The sequence below is a fragment of the Micromonospora sp. NPDC049366 genome (assembly GCF_044466625.1).
Lineage (GTDB): Bacteria > Actinomycetota > Actinomycetes > Mycobacteriales > Micromonosporaceae > Micromonospora.
In genome coordinates, this window is record NZ_JBITMV010000019.1 from 68,853 (window position 1) to 84,728 (window position 15,876).

Consider the following 15,876-nt stretch of genomic DNA (forward strand, 5'->3'; position numbering starts at 1 on the left):
GATCTCTCAGGCCGAGGCTTTCACCGCGGTCCAACCGCCGTCCACCACCAGACTGGTGCCGGTGACGTACGCGGCGTCCGGTGAGGCGAGGAACGCCACCACGGCGGCGACCTCCTCCGGGGTGCCGAACCGCTTGGCGACCGTCTCCGCGACGCTGCGGCGGCGGTCCTCCTCACCGATGCCGTCCCAGGCGCCGGTCAGGATCGGGCCGGGCAGGACACTGTTGACCCGCACCCGGGGCCCGTACTCGACCGCCAGTTGCCGGCCGAGCGCGACGAGCGCGCCCTTCGCGGCGGCGTACGCGGGTCGGCCGGGCAGCCCGACCAGCGCGTGCACCGACGACACCAGCACCACCGCCCCGGAGCGGGCGAGCAGGTCGTCGAGGCAGGCCCGGACACCGAGGAACGCGCCGGTGAGGCTGACCCCGAGCTGATGGTCCCAGGACGCCCGGGTGGTGCGGTGCGCGGGCGCGACCTCGACCGCGTACGCGTTGCTGACCAGGATGTCGACCGGGCCGAGCGTGTCGCGCACCTGCCCCACCGCGGACGCCCAGGCCGCCTCATCGGCGACATCGGCCACTACGGACAGTGCCGAGCTGCCGGCGGCGGTCAGTTCCTCGGCCAGCGAGGCGCAGTCGTGGATGTCGAGCAGCGCCACTCGGGCACCCTCGGCGGCCAACCGGCGAGCGGTCGCCGCACCGATACCCCCGTACGCGCCTGTGACCAGCGCTGTCCTACCGTCCAAGCGACGCGCGTCCGGACTCATCCACACCCCAACCACCGAGCGGTTTAACCATTAATTACGAATACATCTTGACAGTCAGCCGGGCCGGATGCAACCTTCTGGTCACATCGTTCACACCACCGACACACCCTCACGTGACGCAGCGTGTCGATAGGAAGGGACCTCCCGTGACCGACTTCGACCCCGGCCGCCGCCGGCTCCTCGGCCACCTCGGGCTCGCCGGCCTGGGCGTGCTCGGCGCCGGCCCGTTGCTGTCCGCCTGCGCCAGCTCCGCCAGCGGGCCGGCGAGCGGCGGCGCCTCCGGCTCCGTGACCCTCCAGTCCAACCTCTCGTCGCCACAGGCCAAGACGGCGATCGAGAAGCTGATCGACGGCTTCAACAAGCAGGGCAAGGGCACCGCGACGGTCAACACGATCGCCTCGGAGACCTTCCGCACCCAGCTGCCGACCTACCTGACCTCGGCCAACCCGCCGGACCTCTACACCTGGTACGCGGGCTCGGTCGCCAACGACTACGCCAGCAAGAACCTGCTGCTCGACGTCTCCGACGTCTGGCAGGGGCTGGGCGAGTACCCCCAGTCGCTGCGGACGCTCTCCACCGACGCCAGCGGCAAGCAGGTCTTCGTGCCGATGAACAACTACTGGTGGGGCTTCTTCTACCGCAAGAGCAACTTCGCCAAGTGGGGCGTGCAGGAGCCGAAGACCTGGGCCGAGTTCCTCACCGTCTGCGAGACGATCAAGGGCAAGGGCATCCCGCCGATCGGCATCGGCCTCGGCGACACCCCCTGGGTCGCCTCGGCCTGGTTCGACTACCTCAACATCCGGGTCAACGGCGCGCCCTTCCACCGCGAGCTGCTCGCCGGCAAGCAGCGCTTCGACGACCCGAAGGTCAAGGCCGTCTTCGGCAAGTGGCGGGAGGCGTTGCCCTACTTCGACCCGAAGGGCAAGGCGTACCCGTTCCAGGAGGCCACGACCGCGCTGCTCGCCGGCAAGACCGGCATGTTCCTGATCGGCACCTTCTTCGCCGACGCCGCTCCGAAGGACGCCCTCGGCGACCTGGACTTCTTCCGGTTCCCGATCATCGACCCGGCGGTCCCCGTCGCCGAGGAGGCGCCGACCGACGGCTTCTTCGCCAGCGCCAAGACCGCCAACCCGACCGGCACCAAGGCCCTGCTGACCTACCTCGCCTCGGCGCCGGCGCAGGAGGAGTACGTGAAGTCCAGCTCCGGGATCGTGCTGCCGGCCCACCCGAAGGCCAAGGCCTCCGACTCGCCGCTGGTCGCCAAGGGCAAGGCCATGCTGGAGAGCGCCGCGGAGCTGACCCAGTTCTTCAACCGCGACTCCAGCGACGCCCTCCAGCCCACCGCCGACACGGCGCTGACCAAGTTCATGGACAAGCCCGACCAGATCGACGCCATCCTTCGCGAATGGCAGGCCGGGGCAGAGAAGGTATTCAAGGGCTGACGTGACAATCGTGTCCACCACTGCCGACACCTCCCGCGAGGGCGGGTCCAGCGTGGCCGGCACACCCCGGCGGCGGCGACGGTCGGCTCGACTGTCGCCGCTGCTGGCGGTCTTCGTGCTGGTGCCCTTCGTCGTCGAGAGCATCTGGGTGTTCTGGCCGGCGCTGCAGGGCTTCTGGTTCTCGCTGACCCGCTGGGACGGGCAGACGCCGCCGCAGTTCATCGGCGTCGACAACTACGTGGAGCTGGCCGGCGACGCCACGTTCCGCGGCGCCCTCGTCAACACGGTCATCTGGCTGGTGCTCTTCGGCGGGCTCTCCGTCGTCGGCGGCTTCGGGATGGCGCTGCTGCTGCAACGGGACCGCCGGGGCGTCGGCTTCTACCGGGCCGCCCTCTTCACCCCGGTGGTCTTCTCCCTGGTGGTGACCGCCCTGGTCTGGCGGGTCTTCTACCAGCCCGACGGGCTGGCCGACTCGTTCCTGCGCGCCGTCGGGCTCGAACACCTCATCCGGCCCTGGCTGGCCGACCCGCAGACCGCGCTCTACGCGGTGATCCTGCCGGCGCTGTGGCGGCAGATCGGGTACGTGATGGTGCTCTTCCTCGCCGGCCTCAAGGCGATCGACCCGGCGCTGCACGAGGCCGCCAAGATGGACGGCGCGAACGGCTGGCAGCGGCTCTGGCACGTCACGGTACCCCAGCTCAAGGGGGTCAACGCGGTCGTGCTGTCGGTCATCGTGATCGACTCGCTGCGCTCGTTCGACATCGTCTGGTCACTGACCCGAGGCGGGCCGTACCACTCGTCGGAGCTGCTCAGCACCTACATGTACTCGGCGGCCTTCCAGAGCCTGCGGCTCGGGTACGCCTCCGCGATCGCGGTGGTCATCTTCGTGCTCGCGCTGGCGGTCATCCTGGGCTACCTCGTCCGCGCGTTCCGGGAGGAAGCATGATCCGCAAGCTCCGGACCGGGGCGTTCCACACCGGGATGGTCCTGCTCTCGCTGCTCTGGCTCGGCCCGGTGCTGTGGGTGGTCATCATGTCCACCCGCACCTTCGACGACGTGGCCGCCAACGGCGTGGGCAGCCTCCCGCACTCGTTCACACTCGACACCTACCGACAGGCCTGGACCGACGGCGGGGAGCTGCGGGCCCTGATCAACAGCCTGCTGGTGACGATCCCGTCGGTCGCGCTGAGCCTGGTGCTGGCGGCCGTCGCGGCGTTCGCACTCAGCCGCTACCGGATCCCGGGTCGCCGCACCATCCTGCTGCTCATGCTCGCCGGCAACCTGCTGCCGCCGCAGATCCTGCTGATCCCGGTGCAGAAGTTCAGCGAGCTGACCGGCCTGTACGACACGCTCTGGGCGCTGATCGCGGTGCAGGTCGGCTTCGGGCTGGGCTTCTACACCTTCGTCCTGCACGGCTTCATGCGGGACCTGCCCGGCGAGATCCAGGAGGCGGCGACCATCGACGGGGCCGGCCCGGCGCAGATCTTCGGCCGGGTGATGCTGCCGCTGACCCGACCGGCGTTGGCCGCGCTCGGCGCGCTCTCCTTCACCTGGATCTTCAACGACCTGCTGTGGGCCATCACCGTGCTGCGCACCGACGACAAGATGCCGGTCACGCCGGCGCTGCTCGCCCTGCAGGGCCAGTTCGTGTCGTCGTGGAACGTGATCGCCGCCGGTACGGTGATCGCCGCGGTCCCGACCGTGGCGGTCTTCCTGCGGTTCCAGCGGCACTTCGTCTCGGGCCTGGCGATCGGAGCGGTCAAGTGAGTGGCGCGGAGAACGGGCGCTGGACGCTGCGGGGGACGCACACCGAGTACACGGTGACGCTGCCCGCGCACGGGCGCTGGTTGGAGCTGCACGCGTGGGGCCCGCACGGGGTCGGCGAGGGCCCCTCCCCCGTCGCGTACGACGGGCCGGTGCCCTTCCTCACCGCGGGCGACGCCGCCCCGGTGGAGTACGCCACCGACGCCGACCGCCCGTTCACCGGCGCCGACCTGGTGGTGGAGACGGAGGGCGGGGACCGGCGCGTCAGGTTCGACTTCGTCGAGGCGGCCCACGACCCGGACGGCGGCACGCTCGCGGTCACCTTCGCCGACCCGGTGACAGGGTTGCGGGCCCTGCTGCGCTACGCCGTCCCGGCCGGCACCGACGTCGTACGCCGCTGGGTCGAGCTCACCAACACCGGCACCGGTCCGCTGCGGCTGGCCCGCGCCGGCTCGGCCGGGTTCTGCGTACCGACGCCGCACGGCGCGCTGCTCAGCCACCAGTGGGGGCAGTGGGCGCAGGAGTTCCAGCTCGACCACGTCGACCTCGGCCACGGCGCCTTCACCATCGGCAGCAGCCAGGGGGTGCCCGGCCACCTGCACCTACCCTGGCTGGCGATCCGGGACCGGGCCCAGCCCGACGGGCCGACCTGGGGCGTCGCGGTGGCCTGGACCGGTTCCTGGGAGATCACCGCCGAGCGGGACACCGGCGGTCTCACCCGCGTACGCGCCGGCCGTCGCCTGGCCGACGGCCCGCTGGACCTGCCGGCGGGCGCGGAGCTGACCCTGCCCGAGGTCGCCGGCGCCTACAGCACGGACGGGCTGGGCGGGCTGGCCCGGGTGTGGCACCGTTACCAGCGGGTGCTCGCCGGCGAGCGACTGACGGCGCGCCCGGTGCTCTACAACTCCTGGGAGGCCACCTACTTCGACGTCGACGCCGACAGCCAGCTCGCGCTCGCCCGGATTGCCGCCGACCTCGGCGTCGAGACGTTCGTGGTGGACGACGGCTGGTTCCTGGGCCGCGTCGACGACACCACCGGGCTCGGTGACTGGACGCCCGACCCGGCCGGCTTCCCCGACGGCTTCGACGCCTTCATCGCCGAGGTACGCGGGCTCGGGCTGCGGTTCGGTCTCTGGGTGGAGCCGGAGTGCGTGAGCCCCCGCTCCCGGCTCTACGCCGAACACCCCGACTGGGTGTACGCCGTCGATGGTCGCCCGCTCACCCCGATCCGCAACCAGTACCTGTTGGACCTGGGCCGCCCGGAGGTCGCCGAGTTCGTCCACGGCACGATCGACGGGCTGCTGCGCCGGTACGACATCGGATACCTGAAGTGGGACTTCAACCGGCCGCGCACCGAGCCGGGCCGGGCCGGTGGCGAGAAGCCGGTCGACCTGGACGGCGCGCACGTCACCAACCTGCACCGGATCTACGAGCGGTTGCGCCGGGACCACCCGGACGTGTTGATCGAGTCCTGCGCTGGCGGCGGTGGCCGGACCGACTTGGCGATGGCCGCGCGAGCCGACATCTTCTGGCCCAGCGACAACACGGCCCCGCTCGACCGGCTGGCCATCCAGCACGGCTTCCTGCACGCCAACGCGCCGCACCTGCTCAGCTCCTGGGTGACCGACGCGCCCGGCATCTTCGACCCGCGTCCCCGCTCGCTCGCGTTCCGGTTCGTGCTCGCCATGGCCGGCGTGCTCGGCATCGGCGCGGACATCCGCCGCTGGACGCCGGAGCAGCGGGCCGAGGCGGCCGGCTGGATCGCCCGGTACAAGGAGATCCGGGAGGTCGTCACGCACGGCGAGGTCCACCTCGTCGGCGGCCCCGACCAGGCACGCTGCGCCGTGCAGTACACCTCACCGGACCGGCGTACGGTGGTCGTCCTGGCCTGGCACACCGGCCGGTCCGACGGTCCCGGGCTGTTGCCGTCGCGTCCGGTGCGGCTGCCGCTGCGCGGCCTCGACGCGGACGGGACGTACCGGCACGACGACCGGCGCTACTCCGGCGCCCACCTGAGTGCGGTCGGCCTGCCGGTGGAGTGGACGCCGACGCACGACGCCGATCTGGTGGTGCTGCGCCGCGAGTGATCGTCACCGGCGGCGGGTCCTCAGGCGTCGCGCCGGTCCCGGGAACACGTGCGGGCCCTGTCGACGTGCCCCAGATCTGGGGCAGGTCGACAGGGCCCGACCCTCTCCCGGCGACCCGGTTACGACGGCGCTCCCGGCGGCCCGGGCGGGTGTGGGCGGTCAGGCGCTCTCGCCGGGCGCGAGGTGCCGGTAGCCCGCGACCGTCTCGCTGAACCAGCCGGTGACGCTCGCCAGGCCACGGTCGTTGACCTGACCGTCGTGGATCGTGTGCGCCCGCTCGGCCCCGACCGACCGGGCGAAGTCGATCGCCTCACCGAGCCGCATCCACGATCCCTGCCCGGGAAGCAGCAGGGTCCGCACCGGCTCGTCCGGCACGTGCAGCGCGTCACCGGGGTGATAGAGCCCGTCCACCAGGTAGCCGAGGTTCACACAGTCCGGCTGGCCATCGTGGATGGTGGCGTGCCGGCCACCCACGGCGGTCACCGGAAACCCGGCGGCGGTGAACCGCTGCCCGGCCCGCACCGGGGTCACCGGCACCCGGGCGAGGTCGGGCAGGCGCGCGCCCTCCGGCGCGTACACCGGCACGCCGATTCCCGCCAGGCGGAGCACGTCGACGTGGTCGGTGTGCTCGTGGGTGACGAGCACGGCGTCCGCCCCGGCCAGGGCGCGCGGTTCGCTCCACGTGCCCGGGTCGACGACCAGGACCGCGCCGTCACGCTCCAGGCGTACGCAGGAGTGGGTGAACTTGGTGATCCGCATCCGGGCACGCTAACGCGGACGGCCGCCCCGGCCCCGGCGGGTGGCGGATGATCGGGGGCATGGAACAGCCTGCGGAGCAGGGGCACCGGTGCGTGCCGCACACCGCCGACGTCCGGATCGAGGCGTGGGCGCCGACCCGGGAGGCGTGCGTGGCCGAGGCGGTCGCCGCGCTGGTAGAGAGCTTCATCGACAGCGCCGGGGCACGGCCCGGGCCGGAGCGGGAGTTCCGCGCGCCGCCCGCCGACGACGAGGACCTGCTGGTGGGCGTCCTCGACGAGGTGATCTTCCGGATGGACACCGCGGACGAGTTGCCGCTGACCAGCGAGGTGTCCGACGACGGCGACGGCGGCCTGCTGGTGCGCTGGCGGGTGACCGGCACGGACGCGGTGGAGCTGGTGGGCGCGGTGCCGAAGGCGGTCTCCCTGCACGAGCTGCGGTTCGGCCCCGACGGCGACCGCTGGTCCTGCGCGGTGACGCTGGACGTGTGAACAGCCCGCCCGCGGCCGTCATGCCCCGGCCGTCTCGGCGGGCTCAGCCCTTGACCACGCCGACCGGTGCCAGCCGCGCCACCTTCCGACACAGTCCGGCGCCCTCGGCCGACTCCACCACCGCCGTGACGTCCTTGTACGCCGCCGGCATCTCCTCGGCCAGACCCCGGCGGGACACCCCGCGCACGGCGATGTCCTGCGCCTCCAACTGCCGGCGCGGGTCGGCCCCCCGCTCGGCCTTCACCGCCTGCTTGCGGCTGCGCACCCGACCCGCCCCGTGGCAGGTGGACGCGAAGGCGGGTGAGCCGGGCACGCCGGTGAGCACGTACGAGCCGGTGCCCATCGAGCCGGGGATCAGCACCGGCTGGCCCACCTCGCGCAGGTCCGCCGGGAGGTCCTCGTGGCCCGGCGGCAAGGCCCGGGTGGCGCCCTTGCGGTGGACGCAGACGCGACGCGGGGCGCCGTCGACGGCGTGGGTCTCCACCTTGGCGAGGTTGTGTGAGATGTCGTAGACGAGGTCGAGGCCGCGCCCGGTCTGTCGGGTGAAGATCCGGCGGGCCGCGTCGGTCAGCAGCTGCCGGTTCGCCCGCGCGTAGTTCGCGGCGGCCGCCATCGCGCCGAGGTACGCCCGTCCCTCGTCGGAGGAGACCGGCGCGCAGGCGAGCTGGCGGTCCGGCACCTCGATGCCGTAGCGGGACATCACCTTCTCCATGCCCCGCAGGTGGTCGGTGCAGATCTGGTGGCCGAGCCCTCGCGAGCCGCAGTGGATCATCACGCAGACCTGTCCCGGCCGGAGTCCGAACACTCCCGCCACCTGGTCGTCGTACACCTCCTCGACGACCTGCACCTCCAGGAAGTGGTTGCCCGAGCCGAGGCTGCCGACCTGGCGGGCGCCGCGCTCCACCGCCCGGTCGCTCACCTGCGCCGGGTCCGCGTCGTCGACCGCCCCGTAGTCCTCGCACCGGTCGAGGTCACGCTCGACCCCGAACCCGCGCTCCACCGCGTACCGGGAACCGCCGCGCAGCACCCCGTCCAGCTCGGCCCGGTCGCTCAGGTGCCACACGGCACCCTTGCCCATGCCACGCGGGGTCGCCTCGGCCAGCCCGTCCATCAGGGCGTCCAACCGGGGGCCCAGCTCCGCGCGGTCGAGGTCGGCGGCGAGCAGCCGTACGCCGCAGGAGATGTCGAAGCCCACCCCGCCGGGCGACACGACCCCGTCGCGCTCCACATCGGTGGCCGCGACGCCGCCGATCGGGAAGCCGTAGCCCCAGTGCACGTCGGGCATGGCGTACGAGGCGTCGACGATGCCCGGCAGCGTGGCCACGTTGGCGACCTGTTCCAGGGACTTGTCCGCTCCGGCGTCGGGCAGCAGCGACCGGGTCGCGAAGACCACGCCCGGGACCCGCATCGGGTCGTGCTGGTCGATCCGGAACCGGTACGGCGACTCCTCGACCAGCTCCATCCCGTGCGCCTACCCAGGACCACGCCCCGTACACCCGGTCGCTGTGGTTGTGGGTGGGGTCGGCGGGTATTGCCTGGTCATGCCCGAGCGTTTTGAGCACTATCCCCGTGTCGCCGTCGTCACCGGCGCCGACTCCGGCATCGGCAAGGCCTGCGCGGTGGCCCTGGCCGCCGCCGGCTTCGACATCGGCCTCACCTGGTACGGCGACCCGGACGGCGCGCAGCGCACCGCGGACGAGGTCCGCGCCGCCGGTCGACGGTGCGAGGTCGCCGAGATGGACCTGACCCGGCTGCCCGGCGCCGCCGACGTGATCGACGAGCTGGCCGACCGGCTCGGCGGCGTCGGCGTCCTGGTCAACAACGCCGGAACCGGCGCGTCCGTACCGTTCGTCGACACCGGTTGGGAGCGGTGGCGCGAGGTGCTGTCGGTGGACCTCGACGGCCCGTTCCTCTGCGGTCAGCGCGCCGCCCGCCGGATGCGGGCCGCCGGTGCCGGCGGGCGGATCATCAACATCACCAGCGTGCACGAGCACGCGCCGCGGGTCGGCTCCGCCGCGTACTGCGCCGCGAAGGGCGGCCTCGGGCTGCTCACCAAGGTGATGGCGCAGGAGTTGGCCGCCGACGGGATCACGGTCAACGCGGTCGCCCCGGGCGAGATCTCCACCCCGATGACCGGACAGGAGGACGTCGACCCGTTCACCCAGGAGCGGCCCGGCGTGCCGGTGGGGCGGCCGGGTGACGCCCGGGAGGTCGCGGCGGTGGTCGCGCTGCTGGCCTCGCCGCAGGCCGCGTACGTCACGGGCGCCTCGTGGCCGGTCGACGGCGGGATGTTGATGATGGGCCCGCAGGCGAGCGCCCTGCCCTCGCACGGCTGGCGGCGCGTGGAATCGTCGTGACAGTCGGTGACGCTGGGCGTTCACAGTGTCCACTCAGGCTGACCGGCTGAGCCGGCCGCTGACCGCCCGGGCCGAGCTGCCGCCGCGCGCCGGCGGCCCGGCACCGGCCGCGTTCCGGTTGGTGGAGCCGGCCGACGGCGACCGCGCCGCGGTGGTCCGGCATTTCGACCAGAAGTACGGTGACGGCGACGCGAAGCGCCTCATCCTGCGCCTGGTCCCGTAGTCGGCGTGACCGCCGGGACCGGGACCGCTGCGGGTGGTCGACGCCGAGCGCGGGACAATGGTGTACGCCCAGGTCGGGCACCGTCCCCCGGACGATCGGCAGGAGAGGGTTTCACCGTGCCGGAGAGCACCCGATCGGCGACGTCGGCGACGCCCGACCGGGACCATCTGCGCGCCGACTGCGCCCGCTGCGTCGGTCTCTGCTGCGTCGCGCCGGCCTTCGCCGCCTCCGCCGACTTCGCCATCGACAAGCCCGCCGGCCGACCCTGCCCCAACCTGGGGGCCGACCACCGCTGCGGGATCCACTCCGAGCTGCGGGAGCGCGGCTTCCCCGGCTGCACGGTCTTCGACTGCTTCGGCGCGGGGCAGCAGGTGACGCAGGTGACGTTCGGCGGGCGGGACTGGCAGGGCGCGCCGGACACCGCCGCCGTCATGTTCGACACCTTCGCGGTGATGCGGCCGCTGCACGAGCTGCTCTGGTATCTGACCGAGGCGCTGGCGCTGCGTACGCCCGCCGCCCTGGGCGACGCGCTGGCCGCGGCGCGTGCGGAGACCGCCCGGCTGACCGCCGGCCGCCCCGAGGAGCTGCTCGCCCTCGACGTGCCCGCCCACCGCGACCGGGTCAACGTCCTACTGGCGCGGGCCGGCGACGCCGCCCGGGCCGCCGGCGGGCGGCCCGGCCCCGACCATCGGGGCGCCCACCTGTTCGGGGCGGACCTGCGCGGCGCCGACCTGCGCCGGGCGAACCTGCGCGGCGCCCTGCTGATCGGCGCGGACCTACGCGGCGTCGACCTGCACCTGGCCGACCTGACCGGGGCCGACCTGCGCGGCGCGGACCTGCGCGGGGCCGACCTGGCCGGCGCGCTCTTCCTGCACCAGTCGCAGCTCGACGCCGCCCGCGGTGACGCGCGCACCGGGCTGCCGGCCCGGCTCGCCCGGCCCGGTCACTGGACGGCGCTGCCCCTCACCCCGGTACGCCGCCCGCCACGCCCCGCGGGTCGGTCCGGAGCCGGCGGTGACCCGGCGCGGCGGGGCCGCCGACGGTGATCGCAAGCGCCGCACGCGCTCCCGTTCGACGTTTCGCCCGCTTTGTCGCCGGGTAGCCAGCGCCGGGAGCGGACGGACAGCGACGGGAGACCACCGTGGGATACCGAACGCGGCAGGGTGACCAGCCGGTCGATCCGGCACACGCCGAGGACGAGGCCGGCGAGCGGCCGCTGGTGCAGGTGGCGGCGGACACCGAGGTGCCCCCGCCGGACGACACCGACGTCGCGCCGGACATCGTCACGGAGGACGACGGGTCGGGCGTCGCGGGCGGCTCCTCCGGGAGCAGCGGCGGGGGTTCCACCATGCCCGGACACCCGGACGCGACCCGCTGACCACGACGCCGCCCGTGATCAACGGGCGGGGACCGCTTCCGCCCGGGCCTGCGTCATGCCCCGGTTGGCCAGCGCGTCGGCGCGCTCGTTCTCCGGATGACCGTTGTGCCCCTTGACCCACAGCCAGGTCACGTCGTGCCGGGCGCAGGCCGCCTCCAGCCGCTGCCACAGGTCGGCGTTCTTCACCGGCTGCTTCGCGGCCGTACGCCAGCCGTTGCGCTTCCACGAGGCGAGCCAGCTGGTGATGCCGTTGCGCACGTACGTGCTGTCGGTGTGCAGCTCCACCGCCACCGGCCGGGTGAGGCTCTCCAGGGCCTGGATGGCCGCCATCAGCTCCATCCGGTTGTTCGTCGTCGGGGTGGCCTCTCCCCCGCACAGCTCCCGCTCGTGGTCGCCGTAGCGCAGCAGCACGCCCCAGCCACCCGGCCCCGGGTTGCCGCTGCACGCGCCGTCGGTCCAGATTCGCACCACTCTGCCGGCATCCACCATGCCCGGCAACCTACCGGGCGCGGTGGCCACCGGCGGCCGTCGGGGCCCGGCGAGCCGTCGGGTGTCGTCGGGCCGGGGTCACGGTCGGGGTGGCGTGCCGGCGCGGACCGCCGGGGGCACCGGCGGCGCCGGTCGGGCCGGGCGGAGCCGGTCGCGTAGTCGGTGCGCCGCGTCGCCCGCCGTGGCGGCGACCATCGGCAGCAGCGGGGTGGAGCGCATCACCGCCAGCTCCTCGGCCGGCGTGGTCGCCCCGTCGAGGAACCGCAGCACCCGCTGGGCCGGGTTGCGGGCGAAGAGCCCGTCGAAGAAGCCGGGCCCGTCGACCGACCCGCGGTCCAGGGCGCGCAGCGCGACCGCGTCCATCCAGCGGTGCCGGCGCGGATAGGCGGGTTCGGGTAGCGGCGGACGGCCGGCGGCGAGGGCGCGGGCGACCTGGTCTGCCTGCCGGTACATGGCGGAGAAGGTGAAGCCGGTCGACGGGCGGGTCGCCCCGCCGGCGGTGCCGAGACGGACGACCCGGGGTGACGGGCGCGTGGGGAACGGGGCGTCGGTCATCGGGATCACCCCGTTCTCCACCTCCCGGACGGTGAGCCGCGACGGGTCGAGGCCGAGCAGGTCCCGGTAGCCGGCCAGCGCGGCGTCGTAGCCGCCGCCGGTGAGCAGGTCGGGTGAGAACTCGGTGTACTCGACCAGCGCGTAGCGGTCGGTGACCGGCAGCAGGTAGCCGAAGGAGACGCCCCGGGCCGGCTGCGGGGTGCGGAAGTCCATCAGCACCGCCCGTGCGGGGTCGAACGTCGCGGTGTCGGCGGTGAGCCACCAGCCGCGGAAGTGTTGCAGCCAGGTCGTCCGGCCGGCGCGCGCGGGCGGTCGGGGGCGCGAGTCCAGGACCCAGTCGGCCCGTACGGTCGACCCGTCGGCGGCGCGCACCAGCACCCGGTGGCCGTCGTCGCGCACGTCGTCGACGGCCGCGTGGACCCGGATCGCCCCGAGGCGCCCCTCGGCCTCGGCGGCACGCCGGTAGACCGGGCCGGACCGGAGCATCGCGTAGCGCAGCGGAGCGAGGTCGAGCGTCCGGCGGGCGGCCAGCGTGACCACCTCGACGCGCGGCCACCGCGCGCTCAGCAGCGGTTCGAGGTCGTCGCCGGGCAGCCCCCAGAACGCCCAGGTCCGGTCCTGGCCGCGCCGGTGCACCGGGTCGACCACCGCCACCCGCAGATTCCGTACGCCGTGGCGGTCCAGCGCCGCCAGCACCAGCGAGGCGGCGCCGCCGCCACCCAGCAGTGCGAGGTCGACGTCGACGGGGTCGGGCATCCGTCCACGCTGTCACACCCGGGCGGCCCGGTACGGGTGGGGACCCCGTACCGGGCCGCGGGTGCGGGGCAACTGCCCGAGAGCGGTGGGTGGCCCGAGCTGCTGGCCGACCTGAAGACGCTGCTGGAGAAGGACGACCACTGAGCCCCGGGATCGGGCGTACCTCGTGAAGCGTCCGGGCGGGGGCTTTCCTCGCGCCGGACGCGACCGTGCGCGCGCGGTCGGTCGGGGCTGCTTCCACCATCGGTCGTCGGACACGTGACGGCAACGAGGATTTCTCATTTTCACCGGATCGAGGGCCCAACCGCCCTAGTGTTGGGCACACCGGTGCTAGTCGCGGAGTTGGCCACCCGAACGACGTCCCACGTTCTCAGCGGACGAAAAGTGAGGGAAGACGCGTATGAAGGCGAAGACAGTCCTCGTGTCAGCGGCGGTCGGCCTGGGTCTCGGCACGCTCCTGCTGCCGGGCGCCGCGCTGGCCGAGACGATCGTGTCGCCGGCCAGCACGCCGGTCGGCGGGACGGTGGTGCTGACGGCCACGACCTGCAACCCGAAGTCGGGTGACGCGATCTTCCGCGTCACCGGTCCGAACCGCGACCAGAACGTGCGCTCCACGACCGCCGCCGCCGGTGGTGGCCTGAGCGCCGAACTCTTCACCGCCGGGTTCACCCTCGGCACCTACACCGTGACCGCCACCTGCGGCGACGGCAGCGCCGCCGGCAGCGCCGCCGGCAGCGCCACGTTCACCGTCACCCCGATCGGCGGTGCCCCGGCCGGCGCCGGAGGCGACAGTGCCGCCACCGGCGCCCTCGCCGCGGGCGGCACCCTGCTCGGCGCGGCCGCCGCCGGCACCGCCCTGCTGCTACGCCGCCGGCGTCCCACGTCCGCCGTCGCCTGACCGGCGACCCGCACCATCCCTGGGAAGGGTGCCCGCACCGGCGACACCCGGCGCGGGCACCCCCACGAACCGGCACGGAGGTGGGCGTGTTGACACGACACGACGCGACCGGCCGCCCGACGGCACCCGCCGTCACGGTCGTCGCCCTGCTCGCGGCCGGCGGCCTGGGCCTGATCACCGCGGGCGTGACCGCCGACCCACCGCGCCCGCCGCGCCCCGGACCGGCCGCGGTCGGCCCCACCCGATCCGCCCCGGACCTGCCGCCCCTCCCCCACGCCGCGCCGACCCTGGTCCAGATCCCCGGCATCGGCGTACGGGCCGAGGTCGTCCCCGTCGGCGCGGACTCCGCCGGTGTGCTGGAGGTGCCCTCCCTCGACCGGCCCGGCCTCGCCGGCTGGTACCGGCACGGCGCCAGCCCCGGCGAGATCGGCAACGCCGTCATCGTCGGACACGTCGACTCGAAAACCGGTCCCGCCGTCTTCTTCGACCTGGGCCGACTGCGGCCCGGCGACCCGGTCCGGATCACCCGGGCGGACGGCACCGTGGCGACGTTCACCGTGGACGGCGTCACCTCGTACCCGAAGGACCGCTTCCCCTCCGACCTGGTCTACGGACCCAGCGACGCCGCCGGGTTACGCCTGATCACCTGCGGCGGGCGGTTCGACGCCGGCACCGGCGACTACGTCGACAACATCATCGTGCTCGCCACCCGCACCGGTTGATCGCCGCCGACACGGGCGTCGACGCCGCGCCCGCGGCCCGGATCCGCGTACGGTATGCCGGCGGTTGCGGCGACTCGGAGGTGAGCGGTGGATCAGCGAACGGCGCGACCGGGTCGACGGCTGCACGCGCTCGTCGACCGGCTGCTCGGCCGGTCGAGCGCGACCGTTCCGGCGCCCCGACGGTCCAATCCGGACGCGGTGGTCGACTGTGCGGTGTACGTCGGCGGCCGACGGGAGCCCGGACGCCCGCACTACGCCGACGCGTACGCCCGCAGCCGGCGCGGACGCGACGCGTTCGTGTGGCTGGGCCTGCACGAGCCGGGGCCCGCGGTCATGGCGGCGGTCGGCCGCGTCTTCGGGCTCGACGACCTCACCGTCGAGCAGGCGCTCGCCGACGGGCACCGTCCCACGGTGCAACGGCACGGCGACGTGACGCTGCTGGTGCTGCGCACCGCCGGCTACGTGGAGCACGACGAGCTGACTGAGACTTCCGAGGTGATCGACACCGGCGACGTGATGGTGTTCCTCGGCGACCGGTTCGTGCTCACCGTCCGGCACGGCGCGTCCGGCGCGCTGACCACGGTCCGGACGGAGATCGAACAGCGCCCGGCACTGCTCGCCGAGGGGCCGTGGGCGGTGGCGTACGCGGTCTGCGACCGCATGGTCGACCTCTACCTGGAGGTCGCGGGGCACGTCGAACGGGACCTGGAGAGGGTCGAGGAGAACGTCTTCGCCCGGGACCGGCGCGCGGACATCCAGCACGTCTACCAGCTCAAGCGCGAGGTGGTGGAGTTCAAGCGGGCGGTGCTGCCGCTGCAGTCTCCACTACGGACGCTGCTGGAGCAGCAGGACCCGGCGAACCCGCCACGGGACCTGCACCGCCGCTTCGTGGACGTGGACGCGCGGCTGGCCCGGGCCGTCGACCGGGTGGCCGCGTACGACGATCTGCTCACCTCGATCGTGCAGTCCCGGCTGGCTCAGCTCGCCGTGGAGCAGAACAACGACATGCGCAAGATCGCCGCGTGGGCGGCCATCGCGGCCGCACAGACCGGGATCGCCGGTGTCTACGGCATGAACTTCCCGACGCTGCCCGGGCTGCAGTGGCGCTACGGATACGCCGTCGCGCTCGGGCTGATGGTGCTCGCCGCGTTCACCCTCTACCGGCTCTTCCGCCGCTCCGGTTGGCTCTGACC

General features: G+C 73.6%; 17 protein-coding genes. 12 read left to right on the plus strand and 5 right to left on the minus strand.

Going from position 1 to position 15,876, the window contains the following annotated elements; genetic code table 11:
- Positions 1 to 6: 6 nt before the first annotated feature.
- On the minus strand, positions 7 to 765 hold the full coding sequence (locus ACIBTV_RS24915; RefSeq protein WP_396708596.1) for an SDR family NAD(P)-dependent oxidoreductase: 759 nt from the start codon (positions 763 to 765) through the stop codon (positions 7 to 9).
- 146 nt (positions 766 to 911) lie between these two features.
- Between ACIBTV_RS24915 and ACIBTV_RS24920 the strand changes: the two genes are divergently transcribed.
- Genes ACIBTV_RS24920 through ACIBTV_RS24935 form a run of 4 tightly spaced genes read left to right on the plus strand, consistent with a single transcriptional unit; the run spans position 912 to position 6,058 of the window.
- Entirely contained in the window at positions 912 to 2,207 is a 1,296-nt protein-coding gene (locus ACIBTV_RS24920) for an ABC transporter substrate-binding protein (RefSeq protein ID WP_396708598.1), read from the plus strand.
- A gap of 10 nt (positions 2,208 to 2,217) precedes the next feature.
- Entirely contained in the window at positions 2,218 to 3,153 is a 936-nt protein-coding gene (locus tag ACIBTV_RS24925; protein ID WP_396708600.1) for a carbohydrate ABC transporter permease, read from the plus strand.
- Positions 3,150 to 3,974 carry a carbohydrate ABC transporter permease gene (locus ACIBTV_RS24930; RefSeq protein WP_396708602.1) on the plus strand — a complete coding sequence of 275 codons (825 nt, stop codon included), beginning with the start codon at positions 3,150 to 3,152 and terminating at the stop codon, positions 3,972 to 3,974. Before ACIBTV_RS24925 ends, ACIBTV_RS24930 begins: the two co-directional genes overlap by 4 nt.
- The gene (locus ACIBTV_RS24935; RefSeq protein ID WP_396708604.1) at positions 3,971 to 6,058 is read left to right on the plus strand and encodes an alpha-galactosidase; all 2,088 of its coding nucleotides are present in this window, start codon (positions 3,971 to 3,973) and stop codon (positions 6,056 to 6,058) included. Before ACIBTV_RS24930 ends, ACIBTV_RS24935 begins: the two co-directional genes overlap by 4 nt.
- 159 nt (positions 6,059 to 6,217) lie before the next feature.
- Here ACIBTV_RS24935 and ACIBTV_RS24940 read toward each other — a convergent pair whose 3' ends face one another.
- The gene (locus tag ACIBTV_RS24940) at positions 6,218 to 6,817 is read right to left on the minus strand and encodes an MBL fold metallo-hydrolase (protein ID WP_396708606.1); all 600 of its coding nucleotides are present in this window, start codon (positions 6,815 to 6,817) and stop codon (positions 6,218 to 6,220) included.
- A 59-nt stretch (positions 6,818 to 6,876) separates the two neighbouring features.
- On the opposite strand from ACIBTV_RS24940, the gene ACIBTV_RS24945 reads away from it, so the two are divergent.
- Positions 6,877 to 7,305 (plus strand): archease, encoded by a 429-nt coding sequence (locus tag ACIBTV_RS24945; RefSeq protein ID WP_396708608.1) that lies wholly within the window; start codon positions 6,877 to 6,879, stop codon positions 7,303 to 7,305.
- Between the two features lie 43 nt (positions 7,306 to 7,348).
- On the opposite strand, the gene ACIBTV_RS24950 is transcribed toward ACIBTV_RS24945, so the two are convergent.
- Positions 7,349 to 8,767 carry an RtcB family protein gene (locus ACIBTV_RS24950; RefSeq protein WP_396708610.1) on the minus strand — a complete coding sequence of 473 codons (1,419 nt, stop codon included), beginning with the start codon at positions 8,765 to 8,767 and terminating at the stop codon, positions 7,349 to 7,351.
- Positions 8,768 to 8,846: 79 nt separating this feature from the next.
- On the opposite strand from ACIBTV_RS24950, the gene ACIBTV_RS24955 reads away from it, so the two are divergent.
- The 4 genes from ACIBTV_RS24955 (at position 8,847) to ACIBTV_RS24970 (ending at position 11,263) form a co-directional block, all read left to right on the plus strand.
- On the plus strand, positions 8,847 to 9,662 hold the full coding sequence (locus ACIBTV_RS24955) for an SDR family oxidoreductase (protein ID WP_396708611.1): 816 nt from the start codon (positions 8,847 to 8,849) through the stop codon (positions 9,660 to 9,662).
- Positions 9,663 to 9,687: 25 nt separating this feature from the next.
- Positions 9,688 to 9,885: a hypothetical protein gene (locus tag ACIBTV_RS24960; protein ID WP_396708613.1), complete on the plus strand. Its 198-nt coding sequence runs from the start codon at positions 9,688 to 9,690 to the stop codon at positions 9,883 to 9,885.
- 116 nt (positions 9,886 to 10,001) lie between these two features.
- Positions 10,002 to 10,931, plus strand: a complete 930-nt coding sequence (locus ACIBTV_RS24965; protein WP_396708614.1) for a pentapeptide repeat-containing protein — start codon at positions 10,002 to 10,004, stop codon at positions 10,929 to 10,931.
- A 95-nt stretch (positions 10,932 to 11,026) separates the two neighbouring features.
- Complete coding sequence (locus ACIBTV_RS24970) at positions 11,027 to 11,263, plus strand: preprotein translocase YidC (RefSeq protein ID WP_396708616.1); 237 nt, start codon at positions 11,027 to 11,029, stop codon at positions 11,261 to 11,263.
- 18 nt (positions 11,264 to 11,281) lie between these two features.
- Here ACIBTV_RS24970 and rnhA read toward each other — a convergent pair whose 3' ends face one another.
- Both rnhA and ACIBTV_RS24980 read right to left on the minus strand, forming a co-directional pair.
- Positions 11,282 to 11,752: a ribonuclease HI gene (gene rnhA / locus ACIBTV_RS24975; protein WP_396708618.1), complete on the minus strand. Its 471-nt coding sequence runs from the start codon at positions 11,750 to 11,752 to the stop codon at positions 11,282 to 11,284.
- Positions 11,753 to 11,830: 78 nt separating this feature from the next.
- On the minus strand, positions 11,831 to 13,063 hold the full coding sequence (locus tag ACIBTV_RS24980; protein WP_396708619.1) for a lycopene cyclase family protein: 1,233 nt from the start codon (positions 13,061 to 13,063) through the stop codon (positions 11,831 to 11,833).
- 400 nt (positions 13,064 to 13,463) lie between these two features.
- On the opposite strand from ACIBTV_RS24980, the gene ACIBTV_RS24985 reads away from it, so the two are divergent.
- The 3 genes from ACIBTV_RS24985 (at position 13,464) to ACIBTV_RS24995 (ending at position 15,874) form a co-directional block, all read left to right on the plus strand.
- Entirely contained in the window at positions 13,464 to 13,961 is a 498-nt protein-coding gene (locus ACIBTV_RS24985; protein WP_396708621.1) for a hypothetical protein, read from the plus strand.
- 89 nt (positions 13,962 to 14,050) lie between these two features.
- Positions 14,051 to 14,683, plus strand: a complete 633-nt coding sequence (locus tag ACIBTV_RS24990) for a class F sortase (RefSeq protein ID WP_396708774.1) — start codon at positions 14,051 to 14,053, stop codon at positions 14,681 to 14,683.
- A gap of 87 nt (positions 14,684 to 14,770) precedes the next feature.
- A complete protein-coding gene (locus tag ACIBTV_RS24995) occupies positions 14,771 to 15,874 on the plus strand; it encodes a magnesium and cobalt transport protein CorA (protein ID WP_396708622.1) in 1,104 nt (367 codons plus the stop codon).
- The last annotated feature ends 2 nt before the right edge of the window (positions 15,875 to 15,876 follow it).

Bases quoted from the DNA above. Each gene is read 5' to 3' on its own strand.
- ACIBTV_RS24940 (WP_396708606.1), bottom strand. From the start codon at position 6,817: ATGCGGATCACCAAGTTCACCCACTCCTGCGTACGCCTGGAGCGTGAC.
- ACIBTV_RS24945 (WP_396708608.1), top strand. From the start codon at position 6,877: ATGGAACAGCCTGCGGAGCAGGGGCACCGGTGCGTGCCGCACACCGCC.
- ACIBTV_RS24930 (WP_396708602.1), top strand. From the start codon at position 3,150: ATGATCCGCAAGCTCCGGACCGGGGCGTTCCACACCGGGATGGTCCTG.
- rnhA (WP_396708618.1), bottom strand. From the start codon at position 11,752: ATGGTGGATGCCGGCAGAGTGGTGCGAATCTGGACCGACGGCGCGTGC.
- ACIBTV_RS24955 (WP_396708611.1), top strand. From the start codon at position 8,847: ATGCCCGAGCGTTTTGAGCACTATCCCCGTGTCGCCGTCGTCACCGGC.
- ACIBTV_RS24985 (WP_396708621.1), top strand. From the start codon at position 13,464: ATGAAGGCGAAGACAGTCCTCGTGTCAGCGGCGGTCGGCCTGGGTCTC.
- ACIBTV_RS24915 (WP_396708596.1), bottom strand. From the start codon at position 765: ATGAGTCCGGACGCGCGTCGCTTGGACGGTAGGACAGCGCTGGTCACA.
- ACIBTV_RS24980 (WP_396708619.1), bottom strand. From the start codon at position 13,063: ATGCCCGACCCCGTCGACGTCGACCTCGCACTGCTGGGTGGCGGCGGC.
- ACIBTV_RS24950 (WP_396708610.1), bottom strand. From the start codon at position 8,767: ATGGAGCTGGTCGAGGAGTCGCCGTACCGGTTCCGGATCGACCAGCAC.